General features: G+C 44.2%; 18 protein-coding genes and 1 tRNA gene. 5 read left to right on the top strand and 14 right to left on the bottom strand.

The window, feature by feature from the left end:
* The 7 genes from VIM89_RS05855 to VIM89_RS05885 form a co-directional block, all read right to left on the bottom strand.
* The coding region (locus VIM89_RS05855; RefSeq protein ID WP_488155202.1) for a chloride channel protein at positions 1 to 1,062 on the bottom strand (1,062 nt) is incomplete at its 3' end.
* Positions 1,063 to 1,101: 39 nt separating this feature from the next.
* On the bottom strand, positions 1,102 to 1,317 hold the full coding sequence (locus tag VIM89_RS05860) for a hypothetical protein (protein WP_488155203.1): 216 nt from the start codon (positions 1,315 to 1,317) through the stop codon (positions 1,102 to 1,104).
* 16 nt (positions 1,318 to 1,333) lie between these two features.
* On the bottom strand, positions 1,334 to 3,562 hold the full coding sequence (locus VIM89_RS05865) for a bifunctional alpha,alpha-trehalose-phosphate synthase (UDP-forming)/trehalose-phosphatase (protein ID WP_488155204.1): 2,229 nt from the start codon (positions 3,560 to 3,562) through the stop codon (positions 1,334 to 1,336).
* A 10-nt stretch (positions 3,563 to 3,572) separates the two neighbouring features.
* Positions 3,573 to 3,836: a hypothetical protein gene (locus tag VIM89_RS05870; protein ID WP_488155205.1), complete on the bottom strand. Its 264-nt coding sequence runs from the start codon at positions 3,834 to 3,836 to the stop codon at positions 3,573 to 3,575.
* A gap of 2 nt (positions 3,837 to 3,838) precedes the next feature.
* Positions 3,839 to 5,272: a TolC family protein gene (locus tag VIM89_RS05875; RefSeq protein ID WP_488155206.1), complete on the bottom strand. Its 1,434-nt coding sequence runs from the start codon at positions 5,270 to 5,272 to the stop codon at positions 3,839 to 3,841.
* A complete protein-coding gene (locus VIM89_RS05880) occupies positions 5,272 to 8,445 on the bottom strand; it encodes an efflux RND transporter permease subunit (protein WP_488155207.1) in 3,174 nt (1,057 codons plus the stop codon). Before VIM89_RS05880 ends, VIM89_RS05875 begins: the two co-directional genes overlap by 1 nt.
* 45 nt (positions 8,446 to 8,490) lie before the next feature.
* The gene (locus VIM89_RS05885; protein ID WP_488155208.1) at positions 8,491 to 9,618 is read right to left on the bottom strand and encodes an efflux RND transporter periplasmic adaptor subunit; all 1,128 of its coding nucleotides are present in this window, start codon (positions 9,616 to 9,618) and stop codon (positions 8,491 to 8,493) included.
* A 377-nt stretch (positions 9,619 to 9,995) separates the two neighbouring features.
* Here VIM89_RS05885 and VIM89_RS05890 point away from each other — a divergent pair, with 377 nt between their 5' ends.
* From VIM89_RS05890 to VIM89_RS05900, 3 genes are all read left to right on the top strand, one after another.
* Positions 9,996 to 10,124 carry a hypothetical protein gene (locus VIM89_RS05890; protein ID WP_488155209.1) on the top strand — a complete coding sequence of 43 codons (129 nt, stop codon included), beginning with the start codon at positions 9,996 to 9,998 and terminating at the stop codon, positions 10,122 to 10,124.
* 91 nt (positions 10,125 to 10,215) lie between these two features.
* Positions 10,216 to 11,109, top strand: a complete 894-nt coding sequence (locus tag VIM89_RS05895; protein ID WP_488155210.1) for a cation diffusion facilitator family transporter — start codon at positions 10,216 to 10,218, stop codon at positions 11,107 to 11,109.
* Between the two features lie 3 nt (positions 11,110 to 11,112).
* Positions 11,113 to 12,213: an AI-2E family transporter gene (locus VIM89_RS05900; RefSeq protein WP_488155211.1), complete on the top strand. Its 1,101-nt coding sequence runs from the start codon at positions 11,113 to 11,115 to the stop codon at positions 12,211 to 12,213.
* Positions 12,214 to 12,983: 770 nt separating this feature from the next.
* On the opposite strand, the gene VIM89_RS05905 is transcribed toward VIM89_RS05900, so the two are convergent.
* The 4 genes from VIM89_RS05905 to VIM89_RS05920 all read right to left on the bottom strand — a co-directional run bounded on the left by VIM89_RS05905 (position 12,984) and on the right by VIM89_RS05920 (position 15,086).
* Positions 12,984 to 13,526 carry an ORF6N domain-containing protein gene (locus VIM89_RS05905; protein ID WP_488155212.1) on the bottom strand — a complete coding sequence of 181 codons (543 nt, stop codon included), beginning with the start codon at positions 13,524 to 13,526 and terminating at the stop codon, positions 12,984 to 12,986.
* Between the two features lie 20 nt (positions 13,527 to 13,546).
* On the bottom strand, positions 13,547 to 14,548 hold the full coding sequence (locus VIM89_RS05910) for a site-specific integrase (protein ID WP_488155213.1): 1,002 nt from the start codon (positions 14,546 to 14,548) through the stop codon (positions 13,547 to 13,549).
* Between the two features lie 69 nt (positions 14,549 to 14,617).
* Positions 14,618 to 14,698, bottom strand: a complete 81-nt coding sequence (locus tag VIM89_RS05915; protein WP_488155231.1) for a hypothetical protein — start codon at positions 14,696 to 14,698, stop codon at positions 14,618 to 14,620.
* A gap of 314 nt (positions 14,699 to 15,012) precedes the next feature.
* Positions 15,013 to 15,086, bottom strand: a tRNA-Asp gene (locus VIM89_RS05920).
* A gap of 303 nt (positions 15,087 to 15,389) precedes the next feature.
* Here VIM89_RS05920 and VIM89_RS05925 point away from each other — a divergent pair.
* Positions 15,390 to 15,758 (top strand): response regulator, encoded by a 369-nt coding sequence (locus tag VIM89_RS05925; RefSeq protein ID WP_488155214.1) that lies wholly within the window; start codon positions 15,390 to 15,392, stop codon positions 15,756 to 15,758.
* 56 nt (positions 15,759 to 15,814) lie between these two features.
* Here the strand turns inward: VIM89_RS05925 and VIM89_RS05930 are convergent, their stop codons facing one another.
* Complete coding sequence (locus VIM89_RS05930) at positions 15,815 to 17,041, bottom strand: alanine dehydrogenase (RefSeq protein ID WP_488155215.1); 1,227 nt, start codon at positions 17,039 to 17,041, stop codon at positions 15,815 to 15,817.
* A 51-nt stretch (positions 17,042 to 17,092) separates the two neighbouring features.
* Positions 17,093 to 17,509 carry a tRNA (adenosine(37)-N6)-threonylcarbamoyltransferase complex ATPase subunit type 1 TsaE gene (gene tsaE / locus VIM89_RS05935; RefSeq protein ID WP_488155216.1) on the bottom strand — a complete coding sequence of 139 codons (417 nt, stop codon included), beginning with the start codon at positions 17,507 to 17,509 and terminating at the stop codon, positions 17,093 to 17,095.
* A 165-nt stretch (positions 17,510 to 17,674) separates the two neighbouring features.
* On the opposite strand from tsaE, the gene VIM89_RS05940 reads away from it, so the two are divergent.
* Complete coding sequence (locus VIM89_RS05940) at positions 17,675 to 21,232, top strand: ABC transporter permease (RefSeq protein WP_488155217.1); 3,558 nt, start codon at positions 17,675 to 17,677, stop codon at positions 21,230 to 21,232.
* 312 nt (positions 21,233 to 21,544) lie between these two features.
* On the opposite strand, the gene porX is transcribed toward VIM89_RS05940, so the two are convergent.
* The gene (porX, locus tag VIM89_RS05945) at positions 21,545 to 23,098 is read right to left on the bottom strand and encodes a T9SS response regulator signal transducer PorX (protein ID WP_488155218.1); all 1,554 of its coding nucleotides are present in this window, start codon (positions 23,096 to 23,098) and stop codon (positions 21,545 to 21,547) included.
* Between the last annotated feature and the right edge of the window lie 128 nt (positions 23,099 to 23,226).

Genomic DNA, 23,226 nt, shown 5'->3' on the forward strand with positions numbered 1-23,226 from the left:
GGCTACAAATGATCCAATGGTAGCGCCAGCCGCCAGAGATGGCGCGAAAATCCCTCCTGAAGCCCCAGTGGTGAATGATAAAACAGGCCCGACGATGCGGCTGGCAGGAACCTGCCACGCAACTTGTTTTTGGTGGGTGAAGAGCAAATTAGTCATTTCAGATTTGCCGGAACCCAAAATGTTAGTGCTAAAAGAATAGGCGATTGTAGCTACCAACAATGCACAGCCAAGAACGTATAGCGCTTCTGCTTTCTTATTTTGCAAACCGTCTTTCCAGTCGAGCACCTTGAGTATTACCAGTCCCATTCCGCTGCCGCTGAGTCCGGCAACCAGAGCCACAGGAATAACTGTCAAAAGCATATAAGGGGCAAAATGTCCAATGACCGGATACCCGAGATATAAGTAAGGACCAAGAAAAGCTTGCGCCGTCAACCCAGCAATGATTACCGCCGTAAAAATTGCCGTCTTGAACGAGCTTATATGGCTGCGGGCCAGTTCTTCTACCGCGAATACGATCCCGCCTAGCGGTGTATTAAATGCCGCTGCGAGCCCTGCGGCCGCTCCCGTCAAAATCATATTATTGCGAGATACCTTTGGCCACCAGGGGGGAAGCCATTCATCGATTTTTCGGAAAATGATGCCGGCGATCTGTATAGTTGGACCTTCCCGACCAATCGCACCACCTCCGAATATCATCAAGAGGCTGGATAGCACCTTGACAAAAAGCAACCGTAGGTTAAGCAATTGTTTTACATAACGGTCGTCACCGGGTTTCGTTAGTTCAATGGCGGCCATCACCTGGGGAATACCACTTCCTCTTGCATAAACATCGACTCGCTTTACCAGCAACCATGCACCAAGAAAGCTAAAGGGGGTGATCACGAAAATCAACCAGTTATAATGTTTACAGGCCTTGATGCCGAGATGCTCCGCCCATTCAAAAGATCGGGTGTATAATACAGCTACGATGCCAGTGATTAGTGACGCTATCCAGAAAGGGAGCGCCTGCATCGCGCCGTTGCGCATCTTACGGCCATTGAATAGACGTGAAATATTGAACATACCGGGGTTTTCGGCAGCAAGATAAGAATAATAAGTTCCTTAGCTTCTTTTTCCCGATGTTGCCACGAGAATAACACCACCCAGCACAAGTATACCGCCGGCATATGGAGGCCAGTTTACAGTGTGCTTCTTATCAGCCGACACCTGTACCGGTCCCGCGTCGATTACTTTTTCTTTTTTGGTAAAGCTAAAGCCGGTCCATATCAGCATAGCTATTCCGGCAACAATCAAAATGATTCCAACAGTCTTTTTCATAGATATTTGTTTTTAATTAAACTTCTTCACGCCGAAAAGGTTGAGGGTAATTTAAGATGTTCTCAAGCAACGAATGAACCTGGTAAGGTGTTAGCACCCGGTAATCTGCAGATGAAGGTTGTGCTCCCACTTTAATTGTGAAAGTTCCTTTAATGCCTCGAAGAGACCGAAACATGTCTTCGTCAGTGTTATCGTCGCCAATGCAGACGATAACATCATAAACGCCACTGTTAACAATTTCCATAACCGCCTTCCCTTTATGTGTCCCTTTGCTTCTTATCTCAATAACTTTGTGCCCCTTAAGCACATTTAATGACAATTCATCTGCGAGATCAATTAATTCATTGTAAAGCTTTCGTGCCATATGCTCGCCATGGAAAGCGTCCACTTCACGATAATGCCAGGCACGGGAAAAAATTTTGAACTCGATAAATGAGCCGGCGCAATCTTCAACGTATTTATTCATCAGTTGCTCTGCCCGCGACCATTGAGGATTAATGATCGGCCGCGTTACTTTCCACTTACCATTTTTTTGCTTGATCTGGGCGCCATGTTCTGCTACCAGTCCGATTGGCACATCTGCGAACCACTTGTCAAGTACTGCAACGTCCCGTCCGCTTACGATGTAAATATCTGTTCCTGCCTGTGCTACCAGACCTTCCAAAAGTGCAATTAATTCGGCCGATGGCTTGGCCTGTTCCGGACGGGAAGCAAATGGTAACAGCGTCCCGTCATAATCCAGCAGCAGCAGGCGGCGGTCTCCGGCGGCATATTTATGAAGAAGTTGGGCAATGATGAAAGGATCAAGCAACTTTGCTGCCTTTTCTTCTCTATTTTCGCCAGACTTGGTTAATCGTTCCAGAATACGAGCCGCCCACGTATGAACATTATGTTCTCTGATATGATCCTGCATTAATTTTAGCCGATGCCGCTGTTCACCTGCACTCATTTCAAGCGACCGCTGTATAGCAGAAGCGATTTCGGCAGTATCGTTTGGATTGATAAGTATAGCTCCGCCTAATTCATCAGCGGCGCCTGCTAACTCACTAAGGATGAGTACGCCGCTGCCATTGTCCCGGCTTGCCACAAATTCTTTGGCCACCAGATTCATTCCATCCCGCAATGGTGTTATTAGCGCAACATCACAAGCACGGTATAATGCAGCTAGTTCATCAAATTCAAGATGCTGGTATTGATAGATTACCGGCTTCCAGTCAATGGTCCCCAAACTGCTGTTAATGTTTCCGATATATTCATCGATCATCCGTTTTCTTTCAGCATAGGTTTTTATATGATGTCTTGAAGGTACAATAACTAGTACAAACACCACATGCCCGCAATATTCAGGATGCTGCAACAGGAATTTTTTATACCCTTTAATCCGATGGTGGACACCCTTGGTGTAATCCAAACGGTCAACAGAAAAGAGCATTTTTTTGTCGTTCTTCAGAGCGCGATAATGTTCCGTAAGCTGTTGTACGCTTTTACGAGTGCCCGCATTGTGGAACAGTTCGAAGTCAATTCCTACCGGGTAAAAGCCTGTCGAAACTGTTCGTCCCTGCCAGGTAATTTCACCACCAGTTGCCGTGACCTCCATAACTTGCGTTGCAGCATTTAAAAAATATTCGCGATAAGCGCTGGTATGAAACCCGATCAGATCCGCTCCGAGTATGCCGTTCAAAAGTTCTTTCTGCCAGCGCTTAGGAATAAGCCGGAAGACTTCGAAGGCCGGGAACGGAATATGGAGAAAGAAGGCAATAGAAACATCCGCTGAGTGCTTCCGCAACATCGCCGCCAGAGGTAATAGGTGATAATCGTGTATCCAAACCAGATCGCCGGGACGTAACTCGGCCAGCAGCCGGTCCGCAAACTTTTGGTTCACCGATTCATAAGCCTCAAAATCGGCATCGTGGTATTCTGAATAAGAAGGAAAATAATGAAAGAGGGGCCAAAGTAAAGAGTTAGAAAATCCGTCATAATACCGCTCATACTGTTCTGAAGCTGTAAATACCGGAAGGTAGATAAAATCCTCATTCTCACTGTTCACCTGGGCCCATGTTTCTTCTTCACAACCGGGAATTCCCACCCAAAAACGTTGAGCGAATAACTCCTTCCCATCTGCAGCCAGGTAAGCCTGTACTGAAGAAATAAGGCCGCCTGATGACTGCCGGGAAACCGGCGTCCAATCCTTTATTTCGATAGTTAACGGCAGACGATTGGCCACGATAAATAGTCTTTTTTCCATAACATTTAGTTTAGTTGCCACAAGGCTGACTGGCAAAATTGATTAATTGACGGAGAGCGAGTGGATGCAGATAGCAACCAATGAGGTCTAATAAATCATTGGTAATTTGTTGTCCTTGAGTTATGCGCCATTGTCCACGCTCCATGATCATGAAGAAAGCGGCATTCCCCATCGTCACACTCCAACCCGGTTTATTGCCAAGTTCAGCTTCCTGTGCTGTAATTATTAATTTCATTCCGGTATCCGGATCTGTAATATTCAATTGTAATTCCATAATTATTCCCATCCGCCGCCTACTGCCCGATAGAGGCTGACGCTCGCCAGATAAACTTCCTTTTTGGCCATTGCCATTTCCAATTCTGCTTTCAGCAAATTGCCCTGAGCTGTTATGACCTCGAGATATGAAGCTCTGCCCACCAGATACAAATCATTTGCGACAGAAACAGCATTCCGCAAGGCATTAACTTCTTCTTGCTTCGACATGAAATACTTTCTGTAATTTTCCATGGCCTTCAGGCTGTTAAGTACCTCCCGGTAACCGGTTAACGCCGTTTTTTGATAATTAAAAAGCGCGGTTCTTCCTTCCGCTATCTTATAGTTGTAGTCAGCCTTGATCTTTTTTCGGTTAAATACCGGAGCTGTCAATCCACCCATTATTCCAAAAACGGCCGACCCGGGATTGAACAGTAATGCGGCTTTAAACGCGTTATATCCAGCATATGGTGTCAGCGTTAATGATGGAAAAAATGCCGCGCGTGCACTTCGTATATCTGCGTTCATTGCCAGCAGTTCCTGCTCAGCCTGCCGTACATCAGGCCTGTTACGCAACATTTTGGCAGGTATGCCTGCGCTCAGTGTCTGCGGTAATGTTAATGACATGATAGAAGTGTCCCTGGCTATAGGATGGTCGAAGTTTCCAGTTAACCATTTAAGCTCATTTTCCGATTCAACTACTTGTTGTGCATTATTGTAGGCTAGTGCACGGGTATTTGCTAATTGCGCCGTAAATTGTTGCACGGCCAATTCGGTAGCACGTCCGCCTAGTTTCTGCGCTTTAACGATTTCAAGTGCGTTTTCCTGCAGTAGGATATTCTTCCGGATTATCGCCGTTTCCATGTCGAGCGCCAGCAAATCATAGTAGCTTGCGGCAACCGCCGCAGTTAGTTCGGTTTTAACCCATTGAAATCCGCTTTGGCTGGCCATGAAGTGGGCAAGGGATGCCTTTTGCCGGTTTTTCAATTTGCCCCAAATGTCCAGCTCCCAGGAACTTCTGAAACCTGCGAAATAGTCAGCTGTTGGATCAGGAATCCGTTGCCTGTTGTCTATGTTAGGTGACAGATTAGTATCATAGTTCCCAACTCCGTTCATCGTGTAATCACCGAAATGTTCTACACCTGCACTTAAGTTCAAGTCAACCGTAGGAAGCCGCAGCGAGCCTTGATACTTGAAGGAAGCTTCAGCCATCTGTATCCGCTGAAATGCAGATAAGACATCCGGGTTATATGTCAGTGCGGAGTCAATCAATTGGAGTAAGTGATCATCTTTAAAAAAATGGTGAACCGGGATAAAGACATTATTCAGTGTATCCGAATTCCCGCCAAACGTAGCAGGAAGCTTCACTTCTGGCTGTAGTTTTAACGATTTATAGCTACTGCATCCGGCAAATAATAAGCCGGCAGCTATTATAATATAGAGATTTCTTGTTGTCATTATTGCTCAGTTAATTGTTCTGCTACTATCTCAGTTGCCGTAACTTCATTTTCTTCATTGGTCGACTGTGGTTTTTTACCGATGGAAGCAAATACAACATATAAGCCGGGTATAAGTATCAACCCAAACACGGTACCAAACAACATACCTCCGGCCGCCGCTGTTCCAATCGACCGGTTACCCATAGCGCCGGCCCCCGACGCAATACAAAGGGGAATCAATCCCGCAATGAAGGCCAATGAGGTCATCAATATGGGACGAAACCGGGCAGCAGCGCCATCAATTGCCGCCTGCAAAACCGTTGCGCCGCGGCGTTGGCGCTGTACAGCGAATTCAATGATCAAAATGGCGTTTTTACCCAATAGCCCAATTAGCATAACCAATGCTACCTGCGCATAGATGTTGTTTTCCAATCCTAATAATTTCAGAAAGAAAAATGCACCGAATATTCCGGTAGGTAATGAGAGCAAAACAGGGAGTGGAAGCAGGAAACTCTCATACTGGGCAGCAAGCAGAAGGTACACAAAAACAAGGCAGATAATGAAAATGGAAATTACCTGGCCTCCGGACAACACTTCCTCGCGGGTCATGCCCGACCATTCAAAAGTATAACCTTTAGGTAACGTGCTCGCTGCTATCCGGCGGATAGTTTTGATGACCTCGCCGCTACTGTGTCCGGGTTCCGCATCACCGGTCACCATAGCCGATGTATACATATTATAACGGGTCAGCTGTTCCGGACCAAATACCCGTTTCATGCTAACAAAGGTTGAAAAAGGGACCATTTCCCCCTTGTTATTTTTTATCATCAGTTGCAGTACATCTTCGGGTTTGGTGCGGAATTCCGGCGAAGCCTGTACCATCACCTTATACAGTTGCCCGAAACGAATAAAATTGGAGGCGTAAAAGCTACCCATCAGCGTTTGCAGCGTAGACATGGCTTCATCAATAGTCACCCCTTTTTGTGCAGCCACGGCCTGGTCAACTGAAACCATATATTGCGGGAAACTGGCATCGAACGTGCTAAATGCGCCCGAGATTTGGGGAGTTTCATTAAGCGCCTGAACGAATTTGTTGTTTACTGCCGCTATTTGTTGAAAATCGCCGTTTCCCGTTTTATCCAGTACACGAACCTCAAAGCCGCTGGAATTGCCAAAGCCCGGTACGGTCGGCGGTGGAAAAAATTGGATATCAGCATCAGCGATGTCCCGGCACCGAACTTCGAGAGTTTTTATCACCGTATTTACCGAGGATTTGCGCTCATCCCAGTCCTTCAGATTTATCATAAGCATTCCGTAGGATGCCCCTGCGATATCATTCATCAGGCTATACCCTGAAAGTGTTGACACGGATTCTACTCCCTCCACTTGTTTTGCCCGATGGAAAACGGCAGACACAACCTGCTCCGTTCGTTCAACTGTAGCGCCAGGCGGGGTTGTTACATTTACATAAATCTGTCCCTGGTCCTCGGTCGGGATAAAACCGGATGGCAGAAGCATGTTGAGGCCCCAACTAGCCGCAAAAAAGAATAACAACAATCCCATGGTAATAAACCTGCGTCCGGCCATTCTTCCCATCAAGCCAGTATATTTTTCGGATAACTGATCGTAACGATGATTAAAACCTTTAAAAAACCGTGCCGCGAAGCCTTTCTGCCTGCTGGCTTCCTGATGACGTAGCATAAGTGCACACAGAGCGGGAGTGAGTGTTACCGCATTGATACCGGAAATTACGATCGCAAACGCAAGCGTTAACGAAAATTGGCGATAGAAGACACCAACAGGTCCGGACATAAAAGCGACCGGTACAAATACAGCAGACATAACCAGCGTTATGGCAATAATTGCACCGCTGATTTCTTTCATTGCTGCCATAGTTGCTTCCAGTGGCGGCAAGTGTTCATCGCTCATCTTGACGTGAACAGCTTCTACCACCACGATAGCGTTGTCTACTACGATGCCGATTGCCAGCACGAGAGCAAAAAGCGTAAGCAGGTTAATGGAAAACCCCATTAACTGCATAAAGAAAAGCGTGCCAACCAGCGCTACCGGCACTGCTAATGCCGGGATTAGTGTCGATCTGAAATCTTGCAAAAACAGGTATACCACAATAAATACGAGAATGAATGCTTCGATCAATGTTCTTAAAACTTCATGAATGGAAGCGTCAAGAAATCTGGAAACATCATAGTTTACGTTATAGGTCATACCCGGAGGAAACGACGTTTCTTTAAGATCGGCCATTCGCTTTTTTATATTGGCGATCACCTCGCGTGCGTTGGAACCCGGGCGTTGTTTGATCATTATAGATGCAGAAGGGCGGCCATCAGTTTTAGATACCATACCATAAGTAAGTGCGCCAAATTCAATATCTGCGATTTCACGCAAGCGAAGAATTGATCCACTGTTGTCAGCCCGGATAACAATATTCCTGTACTGCTCGGGTTCAAAGAATTTTCCGGGATATCGCAGCACATATTGCAGCAATTGCGGTGATTTGTCGGAACTGAGCCCGGTTTTTCCTGGTGCAGCTTCGACATTTTGTGCGCGGATAGCCTTGATTACTTCATCCGTAGATACGTGATAAGCAGTCATCCGGTCCGGCTTCAGCCAAACGCGCATCGCGTACTCTTTGGCACCCATGATCTCCGCGAGTCCGACACCGTCAATGCGCTTTAGCTCCTGAAGTATATTAATATCTGCAAAATTATAGATGAATTTTTCGTCAAGGGAGGTGTCTTTACTCATTACATTCAAATACATGAGCATGCTATTTACTTCTTTTTCGGTTGTAACACCTGCCTTGATCACCTCCTCCGGTAATTCATCGATCACGGTCGAAACGCGGTTTTGGACGCTAACGGCCGCCTTGTCGGGGTCAGTGCCGACGTTAAAGAATATTTCAATAACGGTTAAGCCGTCATTGCTGCACACAGTGGACATATAGGTCATCCCCGGCACCCCATTAATCGCACGCTCAAGGGGAGTGGCGACTGCTTTTGCGCACACGTCGGCATTAGCACCGGTATAATTTGCCGTCACTGTGACAGAGGGCGGCACTATATCCGGGAACTGCGTCACAGGCAGTTGGATAAGTGACAAAATCCCCAACAAAACGATCAATAAAGAGATCACCAGCGACAAAACCGGTCGCCTGATAAATAGATTGAACATTATAATGTTTTTAGGTATAAAAAATTAAAAAAGCAATGCCCGCCTCTAGCGTTCCATAGCCAATGTTGCTGGTCGCGGGGCCAGGGGCTTAATGGTCATGCCTTCATGCGCCTTTTGTGTGCCTTCGAACAGGATCCGCTCGCCAGCCTTTAAGCCATCCTGTACAATGAAAGAGTGTTCCAACCTGGTCAAGGGCAAAAAACTGTGCATATGCAGTTGGTTGTGTTCGTCCAAGACATATACATAATTTTTATCCTGGATGTCGAAGACCGCTTGTTGCGGAACCAAAACGGCATTGTGAACGGATGAAGAAATGTAAAGCCTCGCCGTTGCGCCATGCCTAAGAAGTTTTTGTGGATTTGGGAAGGTTGCTCTAAAATCGATAGAACCGGTATTTTGCTCTATCTGCCCTTCAACTGTCTCGATACGTCCCGGGTATTGGTAATTGCTTCCATCGGCAAGTACCAATCGTACCTTTTGACTCTTATAGCCAGACCTTTTAGAACGCTCATATTTTAGGTACTCGTTTTCTGGAAAACTAAAGTAAGCGTACATTGAAGTGATATCAGAGAGATCGGTAAGCAGGGCACCTTCTTCAAGAAGGCTACCGGATTTAAGTGGTATCCTGTCTAATATGCCATCAAATGGAGCTCTTATACTCGTGTATGCCAAATGATTTTCCGCCGCCTGCACAGACGTACGGGCTTCATCAATTGTGGCGCGATCTGCCCTCAGTCTGGTGAGTGCAACCTCAAGCTCTGATTTCGCGACTACCTTTTTGTCTACCAGCAGTTTAATCCGATCTGCTTCAAGTTCCGTTGTCTTCGCAGCAGCGATGGCATTATCAAGTTCCGCCTTGGCTTTGCTTAACTGCACGCGATATTCTTCGTCATTGATTTTGAAAAGCAGCTGGCCTTTTTTTACAGACTGTCCTTCGTCTACAAATATCTTTTCTAAAAAGCCCTTTACACGTGTTCGGATTTCGATATTACGAATGGCCTGGATATCGGCCACGTAGGGCGTTTGTATAATGGTATCTTTTGCTTTTAATGTAATTACAGGCAGCGCCTGCGCATCCTTTGTGGCTTGTTCCTTGCTGGAAGCCTTACAGCCATATATAAATAGCGGTAGCAAACCCAGCATCCACAGGATGTTCGATTTAATATTTTTCATTCGTCTTTTACTGTTGATAAGTCGGCGGTTGCCGAAATGAATTAAAATGCTATTAGGCAGTTATTTCACAATAAAAATCAGAATGGACTTAGCCGGAAAAGGAAACCATGGAGTTTGGGTAAAAAAATACGGTTCTCCCATATGCCTGGGACGAACGCCGGAAGATCCTTTTCCGGGCTGAAGAGATAAAAATTGACTAATTGGATGCCGCAAATGTCAAATCCGAGATTGCGGGTAACCAGGTAACGATATTTAGGCGAGGTGTGATGTGCCCGGTGCCCTTCATGAGGTTTATCGGTAAGGACATGATTGCAAAATATCTCTAAAAGACTGTTGTCGACATGTGAAACCGACGTACCGAAACAAGTTGCACGATTATGTCCATCCGCGATAGCGGGATGAAAGCAGACCAGCGTATTGATGAGCCATGCTGCGAGGGCGATATGAAGCAATCGCTTCAGCATAATTGCAAATATATTAAAACCGGACCGGATGGTCAACCTTAATCGTGTTTAAACAACACAATGAAAGCTCGTCTATGTTTTTACGACGTGGTTTTTAGTACAAACCGCAAGGGTTTTTGCTTGTTCAGTATATATGCCGGCATCGAAGACGCCTATTTATACAGCATTTGTTGCAAACCTCGCCATTGCCACAACCAAACTCGTTGCCGCCAGTATCACCGGAAGCTCGGCCATGGCTTCAGAAGGTGTGCATTCACTGGTGGATACGAGCAATGAGATACTATTATTGCTGGGAATGCGCCAAAGCAGACGCCCCCCGGATGCCAGCCGTCCTTTTGGATATGGAAAAGAACTATATTTCTGGGCTTTCATCGTGTCCTTGCTTTTTTTTGCACTTGGTGGCGGAGTTTCTATTTATGAAGGCATCAGGCATCTTCAGGACCCGGAGCCCATAAAAAATCCTGCATGGAACTATTTGGTACTTGGCATCGCTTTGATTTTTGACGGCTTTTCCTTTATAACAGCGCTTCGGGAATTCAATCGTCAACGTGGTAAAGTCAGTTTTTGGGAAGCGGTTAGAAATAGTAAAGATCCATCGACTTTTGTCGTCCTGTTCGAAGATGCCGCCGACGTGATAGGGATAGGATTAGCTTTCGCAGGGATCTCGTTAAGCAGATTTTTGAACAATCCTTATTTAGATGGTGTCGCGTCTATTTTGATCGGCTTATTACTTACGATGGTAGCTGTGCTGCTTGTTAGGGAGAGCCGCAGTCTGTTGATGGGTGAAACGGTTTCAAGCGAAGAATTAGATGAAGTGAAAACCCTTCTGCTAGCGCAGTCGTCGGTAACTAATGTTTTCGAACAGCAGTCTATGTACCTCGGACCTGAAGAAGTGATCTTGTTGCTTCGCATCGGGTTTAAATCAGACCTCGATGGAAAAGATATTGTCAAGACAATCCATCAGCTCAGAAATTTGGTTACCAACCGATACCCGCATTTCAGACATTTATTTATTGAACCTGTTTAATCTATGCTGGATTACAAAACACCAAACTTGGCGAAGGCTTGTCAGATACTGTTTGTTCTAATCGGCGGTACTACGGTGCTGTATTTTGGACGTTCGCTGCTTATCCCGTTGACCTTTGCGCTAATACTTGCTATGTTGCTGAGACCATTGTGCCGTCGTTTGGAGCGCTGGGGAATTCATCGTGCTATTGCATCAGTACTTAGTATACTGGTTTTAGTTGGTTTCTTTGTCCTTATCCTTTATTTGTTGTCGTGGCAATTGGACCAGGTAATGAGAGGAGGGGACGAACTTAGAGAAAGATCAATTGAGCTTTTTAGCCGCTTGCAAGAGTATATTTCACGACAGTTCGGTTTACCTAAAAATCGCCAGCAAGAAATGTTGAAAAATGGAACCGGCGGTATGATCTCCTCAATTAGTAGCCTGACTGGTCACCTGCTGGGCGTATTTGTAGATATCATACTTGTATTGGTCTACATTTTCCTGTTTTTATTTTTTCGCGGGCATTTACTGAACTCGCTTATCAAGGCAGTTTCTGTTGAACAAAAGGAAAATGTGCGCGAGTTGGTTTCCCAGGCTGGGCGAGTGGCGCAGCAGTATTTAATGGGATTAGCACTGATGATTGTGTGCTTATGGATAATGTACAGTATCGGGTTCTCCATTATTGGTGTTAGATATGCAATCTTTTTTGCACTGCTTTGCGGAACTCTGGAGTTGATTCCTTTTTTTGGTAATATAACCGGTACGCTAATAACCGTAAGCATGGGCATTTTACAGGGAGGTGACTTCGGATTAGTTGCTGGTATTCTGATTACCTATGGAAGTGTCCAATTCATCCAAAGCTACATCTTACAGCCATGGGTGGTTGGTGGCGAAGTTAACCTTAATCCTTTATTTACTATCTTATGCATTGTGATTGGTGAAGCGCTTTGGGGCGTAGCCGGAATGGTGTTGGCCATACCCTTATTCGGAATAATAAAAATTACCTGCGATCATTTCGAATCATTAAAGCCGTATGGATATTTGTTAGGCGGACCGGAAAAAAGGGTAAGAAAAAGATCATGGTTTAAGAGAATGGTAACCACTTTAAAAAAAAGAGAACGCTAAGTCACTTTACCATCGGATAGATCTGTGTGCATATAGCTTTTAAGTTAGTCGGCTTAAAAACTACCTATCAAACAAAGCCCCCTTAAATCGCTGTTTTGCGGGCTCCAACCTAAACCTTATCACAACAGGTGGCCTAGTTGTCTACCTCATTTGTAAACGCTAATTTATCAATAAAATTTTCACTGGCGGATAGCTTCTAAACTATTTCGAAACTGTTGATCACAAATACGTGGATGGAATTTAATGCCGGGTTGTTACCTGCAACAATCGATGCCTTACGATTATTCATAAGACATTGATGTCAGTGTTGAAAATATCGAAATCGAACCGATGAACTTGCATTCTATGAATGTACCTAAGGGCTGAAAGCAGTCAAAGCTGGTCTAATGAAGCGGTAGTGGTTTGACAGCCAAGGCAGCTGCGCAGCAGTAGTGAATTCTTTTCTCATAACACGCCAGCTGTTTTCCACATGTTGACTAATATAAGACACTGCACCACCGTCACAAAATTAGCACCGCGGGTAAATTGTCAAGAGTATATAAACAGTGCAGGGTTTATTGTTTTTTACCGGCTTGCACTGCTCTTGACAATTCACCCGCTTGCTGCTTCCGGTTGTTAAGCGGTACAATGACGTATTGCGCTTAGTGCTTTTCGAATAGATTCTTACAATCTTCGGTATCCAATAAATAGCCTTGATTTTTGATATCACAAATTGAAATATCAAATGGAGGTCACATTTTATGACCTCCATTTAAAACCCAAAGCATTTTTTATTCGCTCAAATCAAATTTTTCGGGTTTATATCCTATTCCGACTCTGGGCTGTTGTTTTTCTTTTTTATTAATTAGCTCGTCAAGATATTGAAAAACAATCTCCATATTTTTATCCTGATTTTCCAGTTTTCGTTTGATATTTTCAATATCGTGCCGAAGGTCAGAAGTGTCCACGAGTATTTGGCGAATTTTTGTAAATATTCGCATGATTTGGATATTAACGCTGATTGCTCTATCGCTGGTCAATATTCCAGAAAGCATAGCAATTCCTTGTTCTGTAAAAACATAGGGATTTTTACGTGTTCCGCCCCAACTTGATGTTCCAAATTGGAACATCAAGTTTTTAAATTCTTCTGCCGAAAGCTGAAACATAAAATCTGGAGGAAATCTTTTTAAATTTCGGTTAACTGCTTTATTGAGATTTCGAGTTTCTACTTGGTAGAGTTGAGCCAAATCCTTATCCAGCATAACTTTTTGACCCCGTATAGAGTAGATTTGGCTTAATACGACCTCGTCTTTTATAATTTGTTTTTCATCCATGATTTTTAACTAGGTATTGATTAACCAACTAATTTTTCTCTTAATAAATTCATGTCATCACTAATCTTTTGATCCATGACCTTGGCGTAAATTTGAGTGGTCTTGATGTTAGTGTGTCCCATCATTTTTGCAACACTCTCAATAGGTACGCCATTATTTAAGGTTACCGTCGTAGCAAAAGTGTGCCTGGCAATATGAAAGGTCAGTAGTTTGTTAATTTTACATAAATCCGCAATCTCTTTAAGGTAGGCATTCATTTTTTGATTACTCATGACGGGAAGCAGAGTGTCTTTAACAACGCATTGCGGATGGTCTTCGTAAGCACGAATTATAGAAAGGGCAGCAGGCAAGACCGGTATTCTTGAAATTGTATCTGTTTTCTGCCTATTTGTATAAATCCATAGGTTGCCGTCAATCCCGTTAACCAATTCTGATCTTTTCAGTTTGTGCACATCAACATAGGCAAGTCCTGTATAACAACAGAACACGAACATATCCCTGACGGAACGAAGTCTTTCAACATCGAATTTCTTTTTCGTCAGCCTTTCAAGTTCTTCTTTGGATAGCGCTTCTCTATGTACAGCTTTCTGTTTTGGCTTGTAATTAATGTACAGGTTGACTGTCAACCATCCGTTACCGAGACAAATCCGAACAATCTTGCCCAGATTCTTGATATATTTAATAGCTGAGTTGTTACCGCATTTGCGAACACTCCGCAAGTAATATTCGAAATCGTTTAAGAATGCGAAATCAATTTTGGTTACTGGAATGTCTGAAATATTATAATGGGTCTGTATAAAATCTTTGGCATGCATCAGACATGTTTCATATCGTTGCAGCGTGCTTTTTTCAAATTCCTCTCCGACAAGGGTTTTCATCTTGGAATTATGGTCCTCAAATACTGAAACAAGTGTCCGGGCTTTCTCTGCTTTTCCCGAGTACCGATTCTTTAGTGTCTCGGCAGTTATCAATTCATTTTGTTCTGACATTCTACGCTGCAATTCATACAGCTTGAATTGCATATCATCTAAATAAGCATTCAATGTGCGGCAATCGGCTTTCGTTCCGGTAGCCCTGCCAGTTCCGACATCTCATCTATCTGGATCGAACTTTCTGCTAACAGCTAGTTCAGTGCGCTGACCGTCTATAGTAATCCGTAAATAAATTGGCATGTTACCTGATTGATAATTTTTAGGCTTCCTCAGGAAAAAAACAAAGAGAGTGTAGTTCTCATGACTCTTGATTAATTAAAAGTGAAACAAAATTGATTAATTAATCACCTGGAATCAAGATGTTCAATGATTGAACACACTGTATATCAAATATTTGCGTGTTAATTCGGGAGTTCTTTTGCAGACTTGAAATGACTCCCGAATTACTCCCGAATTCTATGCGAAAGCATGAATAATTTGGTATGTCCTAAAAACAAAAAACCCCTCAAATGATGTCATTTGAAGGGTTTTTGTTGTTTTTGATATTGAAAAAGCGGAATGGACGGGACTCGAACCCGCGACCCCATGCGTGACAGGCATGTATTCTAACCAGCTGAACTACCACTCCGTTTGGGATGGCAAATATAGCCACCTTTTTTCATTCCACAAGGATTTTTTTTAAATCTTCCTAAGCGGCTGATTTTGAGGAATATTTTTTGCATCAATAGTTCCAGGCACCCCTTTTTACAACCCACACAATCCGTCTTTTGTGACTTTTAGATGCGGTTTATAAGCTAATCCGGATATAAATTACAACCGGCTGGCTTGATGATGCAATCTAATCTATATAGAAATCGATTAAATTTTGTTTTAATTTAATTAATTAATTTATAGGAAACGCGTTATCTTTGTTGGCCCTTTTAATTTAACTATGCCAGGAACAGTGTTATTGGTCGAAGATGACCCCGATGTACTTGATATTCTTTATTATATACTGGCGGATGCCGGTTACCAGGTAACCAGGTCGGATGGCCATGATGTGATGCACAGGATAGCGGAGCTGCCGCCAGGCCTGATCCTCCTCGATCACCGCCTGCAAGTGGCTTGGGGTGCTGATATTTGTCGTCGGTTAAAGAATTCCGAATCTACGCGCGCCATTCCTGTGATCATGATGTCGGCGACCATGTATCTTGAGGAGACGGCTAAGACAGCAGGCGCAGATGACCACCTGGCTAAACCATTTGATCTGGAAGACCTGCTAAACAAAGTAGGCCGGCATCTGCAAACGAATCAACCCTAAAACCACCTGATATTTCCTTATTTAAGAATTTAAGAGTTAAATAATAAGGCTGTCTGTTATCTATGCGAAACGATCAGCAGATCGAGGTCTTTGCAAGGGATATTAAAGCGCTCGCCGATGTATTTACTGGTTAAGTGCCCTTCGTAAATATATACTGAGTTGCGTACGCCGGCCTTTCTCCAGATCACATTTTTCAGACCTCCTTGTTCGCCAATATCCAGCAAAATAGGTGTAAAGATATTGGTCAGTGCGTAAGTTGCAGTTCGGGCCACACGCGACGCGATGTTCGGAACGCAGTAATGGATCACATCATATTTACGAAAAACCGGATGGGTATGGTTGGTGATCTCTGACGTTTCAAAACAACCGCCCTGGTCGATACTCACGTCGATGATCACAGAATTGGGCTTCATACGACTCACTGTACTTTCAGATACAATACATGGACTACGACCATCTTCTGCACGTAGTGCGCCGATTGCCACGTCGCAGGTAGTGATCGCTTTCTCTAAAACAATTGGTTGAACAACCGAAGTAAATACCCTGTTGCCAATGTTATTCTGCAAGCGGCGTAATTTATAAATGGATGGATCGAATACTTTTACTTCGGCGCCTAAAGCTATAGCTGTGCGAGCGGCATATTCGCCTACCGTACCGGCACCTAATATTACAATCTCAGTCGGAGGAACGCCTGTAACACCTCCCAGCATCAAGCCCTTGCCGTCAAAAATATTGCTCAGGTATTCACCTGCTATTAATATTGAAGTAGCGCCTACAATCTCACTCATTGCCCTTACCACACTCAGTGCACCGCCTTCATCACGCAGATGTTCAAAACAAAGGGCTGTCACCTTCTTTTGCATTAAAGCTTGCAGGCAATCTGCCTGGAGAGTAGATAACTGCAAAGCCGAGATCAGAATTTGGTGCGATTTCATCATCGCTATTTCCTGCAAAGTAGGCGGAGCTATTTTGATGATGATATGTGCCTCGTAAACAGCCTTTGAGTCGTAAACTATTTTGGCACCTTGTTCGCTATAGTCTTTGTCGGAGAATTTAGCAGCCTGACCGGCATTGCTTTCCAGTATTACTTCGTGACCATTGTTAATGAGTAACGCAACGGACAGTGGTGTTAACGCAACCCTGTTTTCCTGGAAGGAAGTTTCTCTTGGTATACCAATATGAAGTTTGTTTTTTTTGCTTTTTACCTCCAGCATCGATTCCTGGGGCTGCATCATTGCCTGTTTGGCAACATCAGAAAAACCACTGTATAACTCCGAACTCATGTGTCTTTAATTCTGGCTGTTGAAGATAGGCAAAAAATGGGGGATGCAGAATTAAAATTTCGTGAAAGTTAACAGGCGTTTATTATCGCTCACAACCTGCATATCGACACGGGTATAGTGGTCCGGCAGTAAGTCAGGTATCTTTTCGGGCCACTCGATAAAGCAATAATTACCTGAGTAAAAGTATTCTTCATAGCCCAAATCCAGAGCCTCGCTTTGATTTTTCAGGCGGTAAAAATCGAAATGGTAAATCCTGGACGATTCGCCCTGGTATTCATTCACAATAGAGAATGTCGGACTGGTTGCAGGCTCCTTTACTCCCAGGCTTTCGCAAAGTGATTTAATGAGCGTGGTTTTACCCGCGCCCATATCACCATAAAAAAGGAATATCTTTTCTGATTCGCCAAACGCCAACAGTTGTTCCGCAGCAGGTTTGAGTTCGTCAAGACTTTTAACAGGCAATTTCATGCCGCCAAAGTTATAATATCAGAAGCAGATTTTAAGCTTGATCACACCACAATGGCACTATTCCAATAAACAAGTCATCCCCGGAACGAGCGATGATAATTGCAGAAAATTAAAGAAATAAGTAATGTCTTATTAAATTAGACTGCTATTAAACCTTCTGATTTTTTGAATTTATATATCTACCATATCAACTTGTATGAGACTGCACTGGAAGGAATGCTGTTCATCGGGTTGACTTTTGCTTTGCAGCTATGGTTTGTCAAAAGTGCCAATCGTCCGGCCAACCGGTTTCTCGCCCTGGCCCTGTGTGTGATGGCCTTTTGCATTGCCGGGATACTGGGTACTGATATTAAGCTATGGAAGCTGCCGCAGCAATTTTCACTGGCCTTTGGACCGCTGATCTACTTTTATGTGCGGAAAACCATCCGGAGGGCACGTCAGCTCCATTGGAAGGATCTTTCACATTTCTGCCCCGTTCTGTTAGGACTGGTTACGTGGTTGCCGGAAATTACCTCCGTATTAAACCTTTTGACATTTGTATCGGTCGGCACTTACCTGTATCTGTCACACCGACTGATCCAACGTTTTTACAAAACCCAGAGCTTTAACGAAGGTGATCGCTACCGTTTTGCGTGGCGGTGGCTGGATCGTTTATTAGCAAGTTTAGGCTTGGTACTCTTGTTGTGGATATCACTTGCTGCAATTGATTACTTTGGCTTTCACTTCACCTTGGACCGGCGGGTTTACTATCCACTGTATCTGCTAACGGCAGTGATGATTATCCGGATGGGGGTCGTGGTATTTTTCAGGCCCGGTATCGATGCAACCGCAGAAGCTTCCTTATTTCCTAAATCATCCATCTCACAAGCTTTGAAACAAAAAGGTAATTGGCTGAAGAAAAAGATCGAGGCCGGGCTGCTGTATCAGAACCCGGATTTAAGTGTCAATACTTTGGCTGAGCAACTAGATATGCCCGCGCATGAGCTATCGCGGATTATCAATCTGGGGCTAAAAAGAAACTTCGCCGATTTGATCAACGAATACCGCATCCGTGATGTGGTAGCCAAAATGCAGGACCCGAACTATAGTCATATTACCTTGTTGGGCATAGCCTATGAATCAGGCTTCAATTCCAAAACCACATTTAACCGGGCTTTTAAACAAATGACCGGGAAAAGTCCGGCGGAATATAAGAATGACCTCAAAAAAGAGCGACCATTTTCTAAAATGGAACGCTTACCGGGAAGCCGGCCGGTAGTTTTACGTCGTGAAACCACGTTTAAGTGGTCCCGTGAAAAAATCAACCGCATCAGTATGATTCGAAATTATTTAAAGATCGCATGGCGCAATATTATTCGCCATAAAACTTACTCGGGTATAAATGTTGCCGGGTTAGCCGTGGGTTTTGCGGCATTCCTGCTTATTTTTTTGGTGGTTCGTTACGAGCAAAGTTTTGATCAGTTTCATATTCACAAAAAACAGTTGTTCCGTCTGATTCGTGTGGCGCGTAATCCGGCGAATGAAAAATACCGCATGGGGGTGCCGTTCCCCGTAGCTCCAGGCTTAAGGAGCAGCCTGCCACAATTAGCTGATGCAGGAGCTATTGTTCCCGATGATTTTGTGCAGGTGATCATAAAGGATAATGGAAACGGCGCCGCCAAAAGATTTAGAGAAACACATGGGATATTTTTTGCTGAACCGCAATTTTTTGACATGTTCAGTTTTCCGATAGTTGCAGGCGAATACCGCAACGCGCTTAAATTACCCGGGAACGTTTTGTTAACGCAAAGCCTTGGCGATAAATATTTCGGCCATTGGCAAACGGCTACAGGCAAAACGCTGAGAATGGATGGCGTCCAGATGAGGGTGTGTGGCATTTTAAAAGATATGCCTGCTAATACTGATTTTCCGATTAAAGCTGTATTGTCCTACGCTACGCATCAAAGCTACCCGGACCTAAAAAGGTTTATGAACGACTGGGGCTATATTGAAGAAGACAATTACTGCTTTGTGCAATTGAATGAACATGATTCGCCCGAACAGTTTAAACGTCAGCTTAAGCAGTACTCCGACCGGTATATCAAACCCTTCGATCCGGGTTATTTTCTTTCGATACAGCCGTTAAATGAAATGCACTTTGATGCGCGTTACGGGACGTTCTATGGCCGCGTTTTCAGCGAAAACCTTATCCTAGTGCTCAGTACAATTGGCATTTTCCTATTAGTAATAGCTTGTGTAAATTTTATCAATCTCAGCACCGCACAAGCAGTAAACCGCGCCAGGGAAGTCGGAGTACGTAAAGTGCTGGGCAGTAACCGCCGTCAACTCATCTTTCAATTCCTGGGTGAGGCAGCACTTGTCAGCTGTTTTGCATTTTTCATAGCACTGGTGGCTGCGCTGCTTTTTATACCGGCCCTCAACAACCTGCTGGATATCCACATTACTGTCTCCGCCTTATATAAGGGTAACATGATCTTCTTCCTATTGTCTGCGCTGGCCGCAGTAATTGTCTTAGCCGGGTTTTATCCTGCTTTTCTTCTATCTGGCTTTAACCCGGCACGTGTATTAAAAGGTACACTTTATGCACAGCATGGGGGTATCTCGCTGCGGCGTGGCCTGGTTGTTTTTCAGTTTTTTACAGCACAGGCGCTCATCATTGTTACATTGGTAATGGTCTCACAGATGAGCTACGTTAATACCGCTGATATGGGTTTTAACAAGGAAGCCATTTTAACCGCCGAACTTCCGCAGGACAGCATTGGTTATGCCAAACGAGCTGTCTTGCTTGATGAATTGCTGAAAATACCCGGTATAGAAAAAGTGAGTTTCGGTACAGGCGCCCCTATCGGCGGTCGTTGGTTTATCGACTTGCGAACGCCTGATAATGTAGGTAAGATGCCCAATATGATCGTTGCGTATAAACTGAGCGACACCGGCTTTTTTAACCTGTTTCATTTGCAGTTTGTAGCGGGGCACCCCTATCACGACTCGGATACTGTCCGCGAATTTGTTGTGAGCGAAAGTGTTACACGTAACTTGGGTTATAGCGACCCTCAGCGCGCCATAGGAAAGCGGGTTATTGTGAATGGCTTAAACCGGCCGATCGTGGGCGTGGTGAAAGACTTTCATACTGCCTCGCTGCGCTTCAGCGTGATGCCCGTGGTTATGACGACCGACAAACGGGGATACGGCAGGGCCAGCATTAAATTGAATTTAGCGCAGGCAAAGCCAGCCATCGCGGCCATGGAAAAGTTGTGGGGTATATATTATCCCGATTTTGCGTTCACACACAGTTTTCTTGATGATGACATCGCCGCTTATTACCAGCAGGAGACCCAACTATCGCAGCTTTACAAATTGTTTGCGGGTGTCGCCATATTCATATCCTGTTTGGGGCTGTATGGACTGGTAACATTTATGGCCGCACAGCGGAAAAAGGAGATCGGTGTACGCAAAGTGCTTGGCGCGCCTGTAAGCGCCATATTGATCCTGCTATCACGTGAGTTTACTTTGTTGATAGGCATTGCGTTTTTGATTGCGTCGCCTGTAGCCTGGTATTTTATGCATAATTGGTTAAAACAATATGCTTACAAGATCAATTTGGGCCCCTCGCTCTTTATAATAACCATTATAGGTTCAATCCTGATCGCATGGGCAACGGTAGGCTATACGGCAATCAAAGCCGCGTTGGCCAATCCGGCAAGGAGTTTGCGCAATGAGTAAGAAATAGATGCCGCTCAATGTCGTTAAGTTAAGCATGACGCATAGTCGACTCACCCGGTCATTGCTTCGCTCGACCACCCTCTCTACTTCGTAAAGAGGGTTTTTTTTCACCCTCTTTTTTGCTCGCAAAAGAGAGGGCAGAACAGCGTAGCGTTTTCGGGTGAGTCCACAGGGAGCCATAATAGAAACAATATTCCTTTAACTTAACGACATTGAGATACCGCTCTAAGAAACAATTTCAAATCAGAAAAGGGGACAAAAGCTCCTTCCCGGATGCGTCCCCTTTTCTGATTTCTACAACGATATCCAAATTTACTTTGTCCCGTAAGTAACAACCGGTATGATCATTTCCTCGAGCGAGATACCACCGTGCTGGAAGGTTTCGTTATAGAAGTTCACGAAATGATTGTAGTTGTTTGGGTACACGAAATAACTGTCGTTTTTAGCAAATACGAAGCTTGAGCTTACATGCAACTTCGGCAGCATAATATCATGCGGATTGCGGATATGGAATACTTCCTTTGGGTTAAAATTCAGGTTTTTACCCTGCTTGTAGCGTAAGTTGGTATTTGTATTACGGTCGCCGATGATCTTGCTTGGGTTTTTAACCCGGATGGTACCGTGGTCGGTAGTAATGATCACCTTTACTTGTTTTTGTGATAAATATTTCAATAGATCGAATAGAGGTGAGTGCTCAAACCATGACAATGTAAGCGAACGGTATGCTGCGTCATCACTTGCCAGCTCGCGGATCATCTGCATATCGGTACGCGCATGCGAAAGCATATCCACGAAATTATATACCACCACATTAATCTCGTTATTCATAAGGTTGTTCACCGAATCGTTCAGCGCACGGCCTTCGTCAATATTCAATATCTTATTGTAAGAGTATTTAACATCACGGCGTAGCAAACGCTTTAATTGATCGGCCAGGAAGTTTTCTTCATACAGGTTTTTACCGCCCTCATCTTCATCATTCTGCCACATATCAGGGAAGCGCTTTTCCATTTCAAGCGGCATCAGGCCAGAGAAAATTGCGTTACGGGCGTATTGGGTAGCGGTAGGAAGAACACTGTAATAGGTATCCTCTTCCTCCATCCTGAAATATTCGGAAATATATGGGTTGATGATCTTAAACTGATCGAACCTTAGATTATCAATCAGGATAAAAAATACCGGGGTTTTAGCATCCAGTTTTGGCAGCACCTTTTTCTTGAACAATTGCGGTGAACTGATCGGACCAGAATCCGGATTTTGTATCCACTTCTGGTAATTCTTTTCAATAAACTTGCAGAACTGCACATTGGCCTCTGCTTTTTGCAGGGTCAATATTTCGTGCATGCCTTCATCTTCCAGCTTCTCCAGTTCGAGTTCCCAGTATATCAGTTTCTTGTAGACATCCACCCATTCCTGGTAGCTCAGGTTATCGTTCAGGGTCATACCCAGCGTACGGAAGTCCTGCTGATAGGCCATGGTGGTTTTTTCAGTCACCAGGCGTTTATTTTCAGTCAGCTTCTTGATTGTAAGCAATACCTGTTTCGGGTTAACCGGTTTGATCAGGTAATCATCTATTTTTGAACCGATGGCATCCTCCATCAGGTATTCTTCCTCGTTTTTGGTGATCAAAACGACAGGCACCTCGTTATTCAGGTTTTTTATTTCAGAGAGTGTCTCCAGGCCGGTCAGCCCCGGCATATTTTCGTCCAGGAACACCAGGTCGAAGTAATTATTTTTGAATGAATCCACGGCGTCGTTACCATTGGTAACTGTGGTTACGTTATAGCCTTTTTCTTTTAAGAAAAGTACGTGCGGTTTCAGCAGATCTATCTCATCGTCAGCCCATAATATTGTCGTATCCTGCATAATATTTTTATTTTATCAATTAACCACAAAGGACGGCTTTTGTTACTGGTTATCAGTTTTAATTAACAAAAATTAACAATTATAAAACAGAATATTACGATAATTTAACATTTTTGTAGCGCATATTA

Origin of the sequence: Mucilaginibacter sp. (assembly GCF_036568825.1) — a bacterium.
Lineage (GTDB): Bacteria > Bacteroidota > Bacteroidia > Sphingobacteriales > Sphingobacteriaceae > Mucilaginibacter.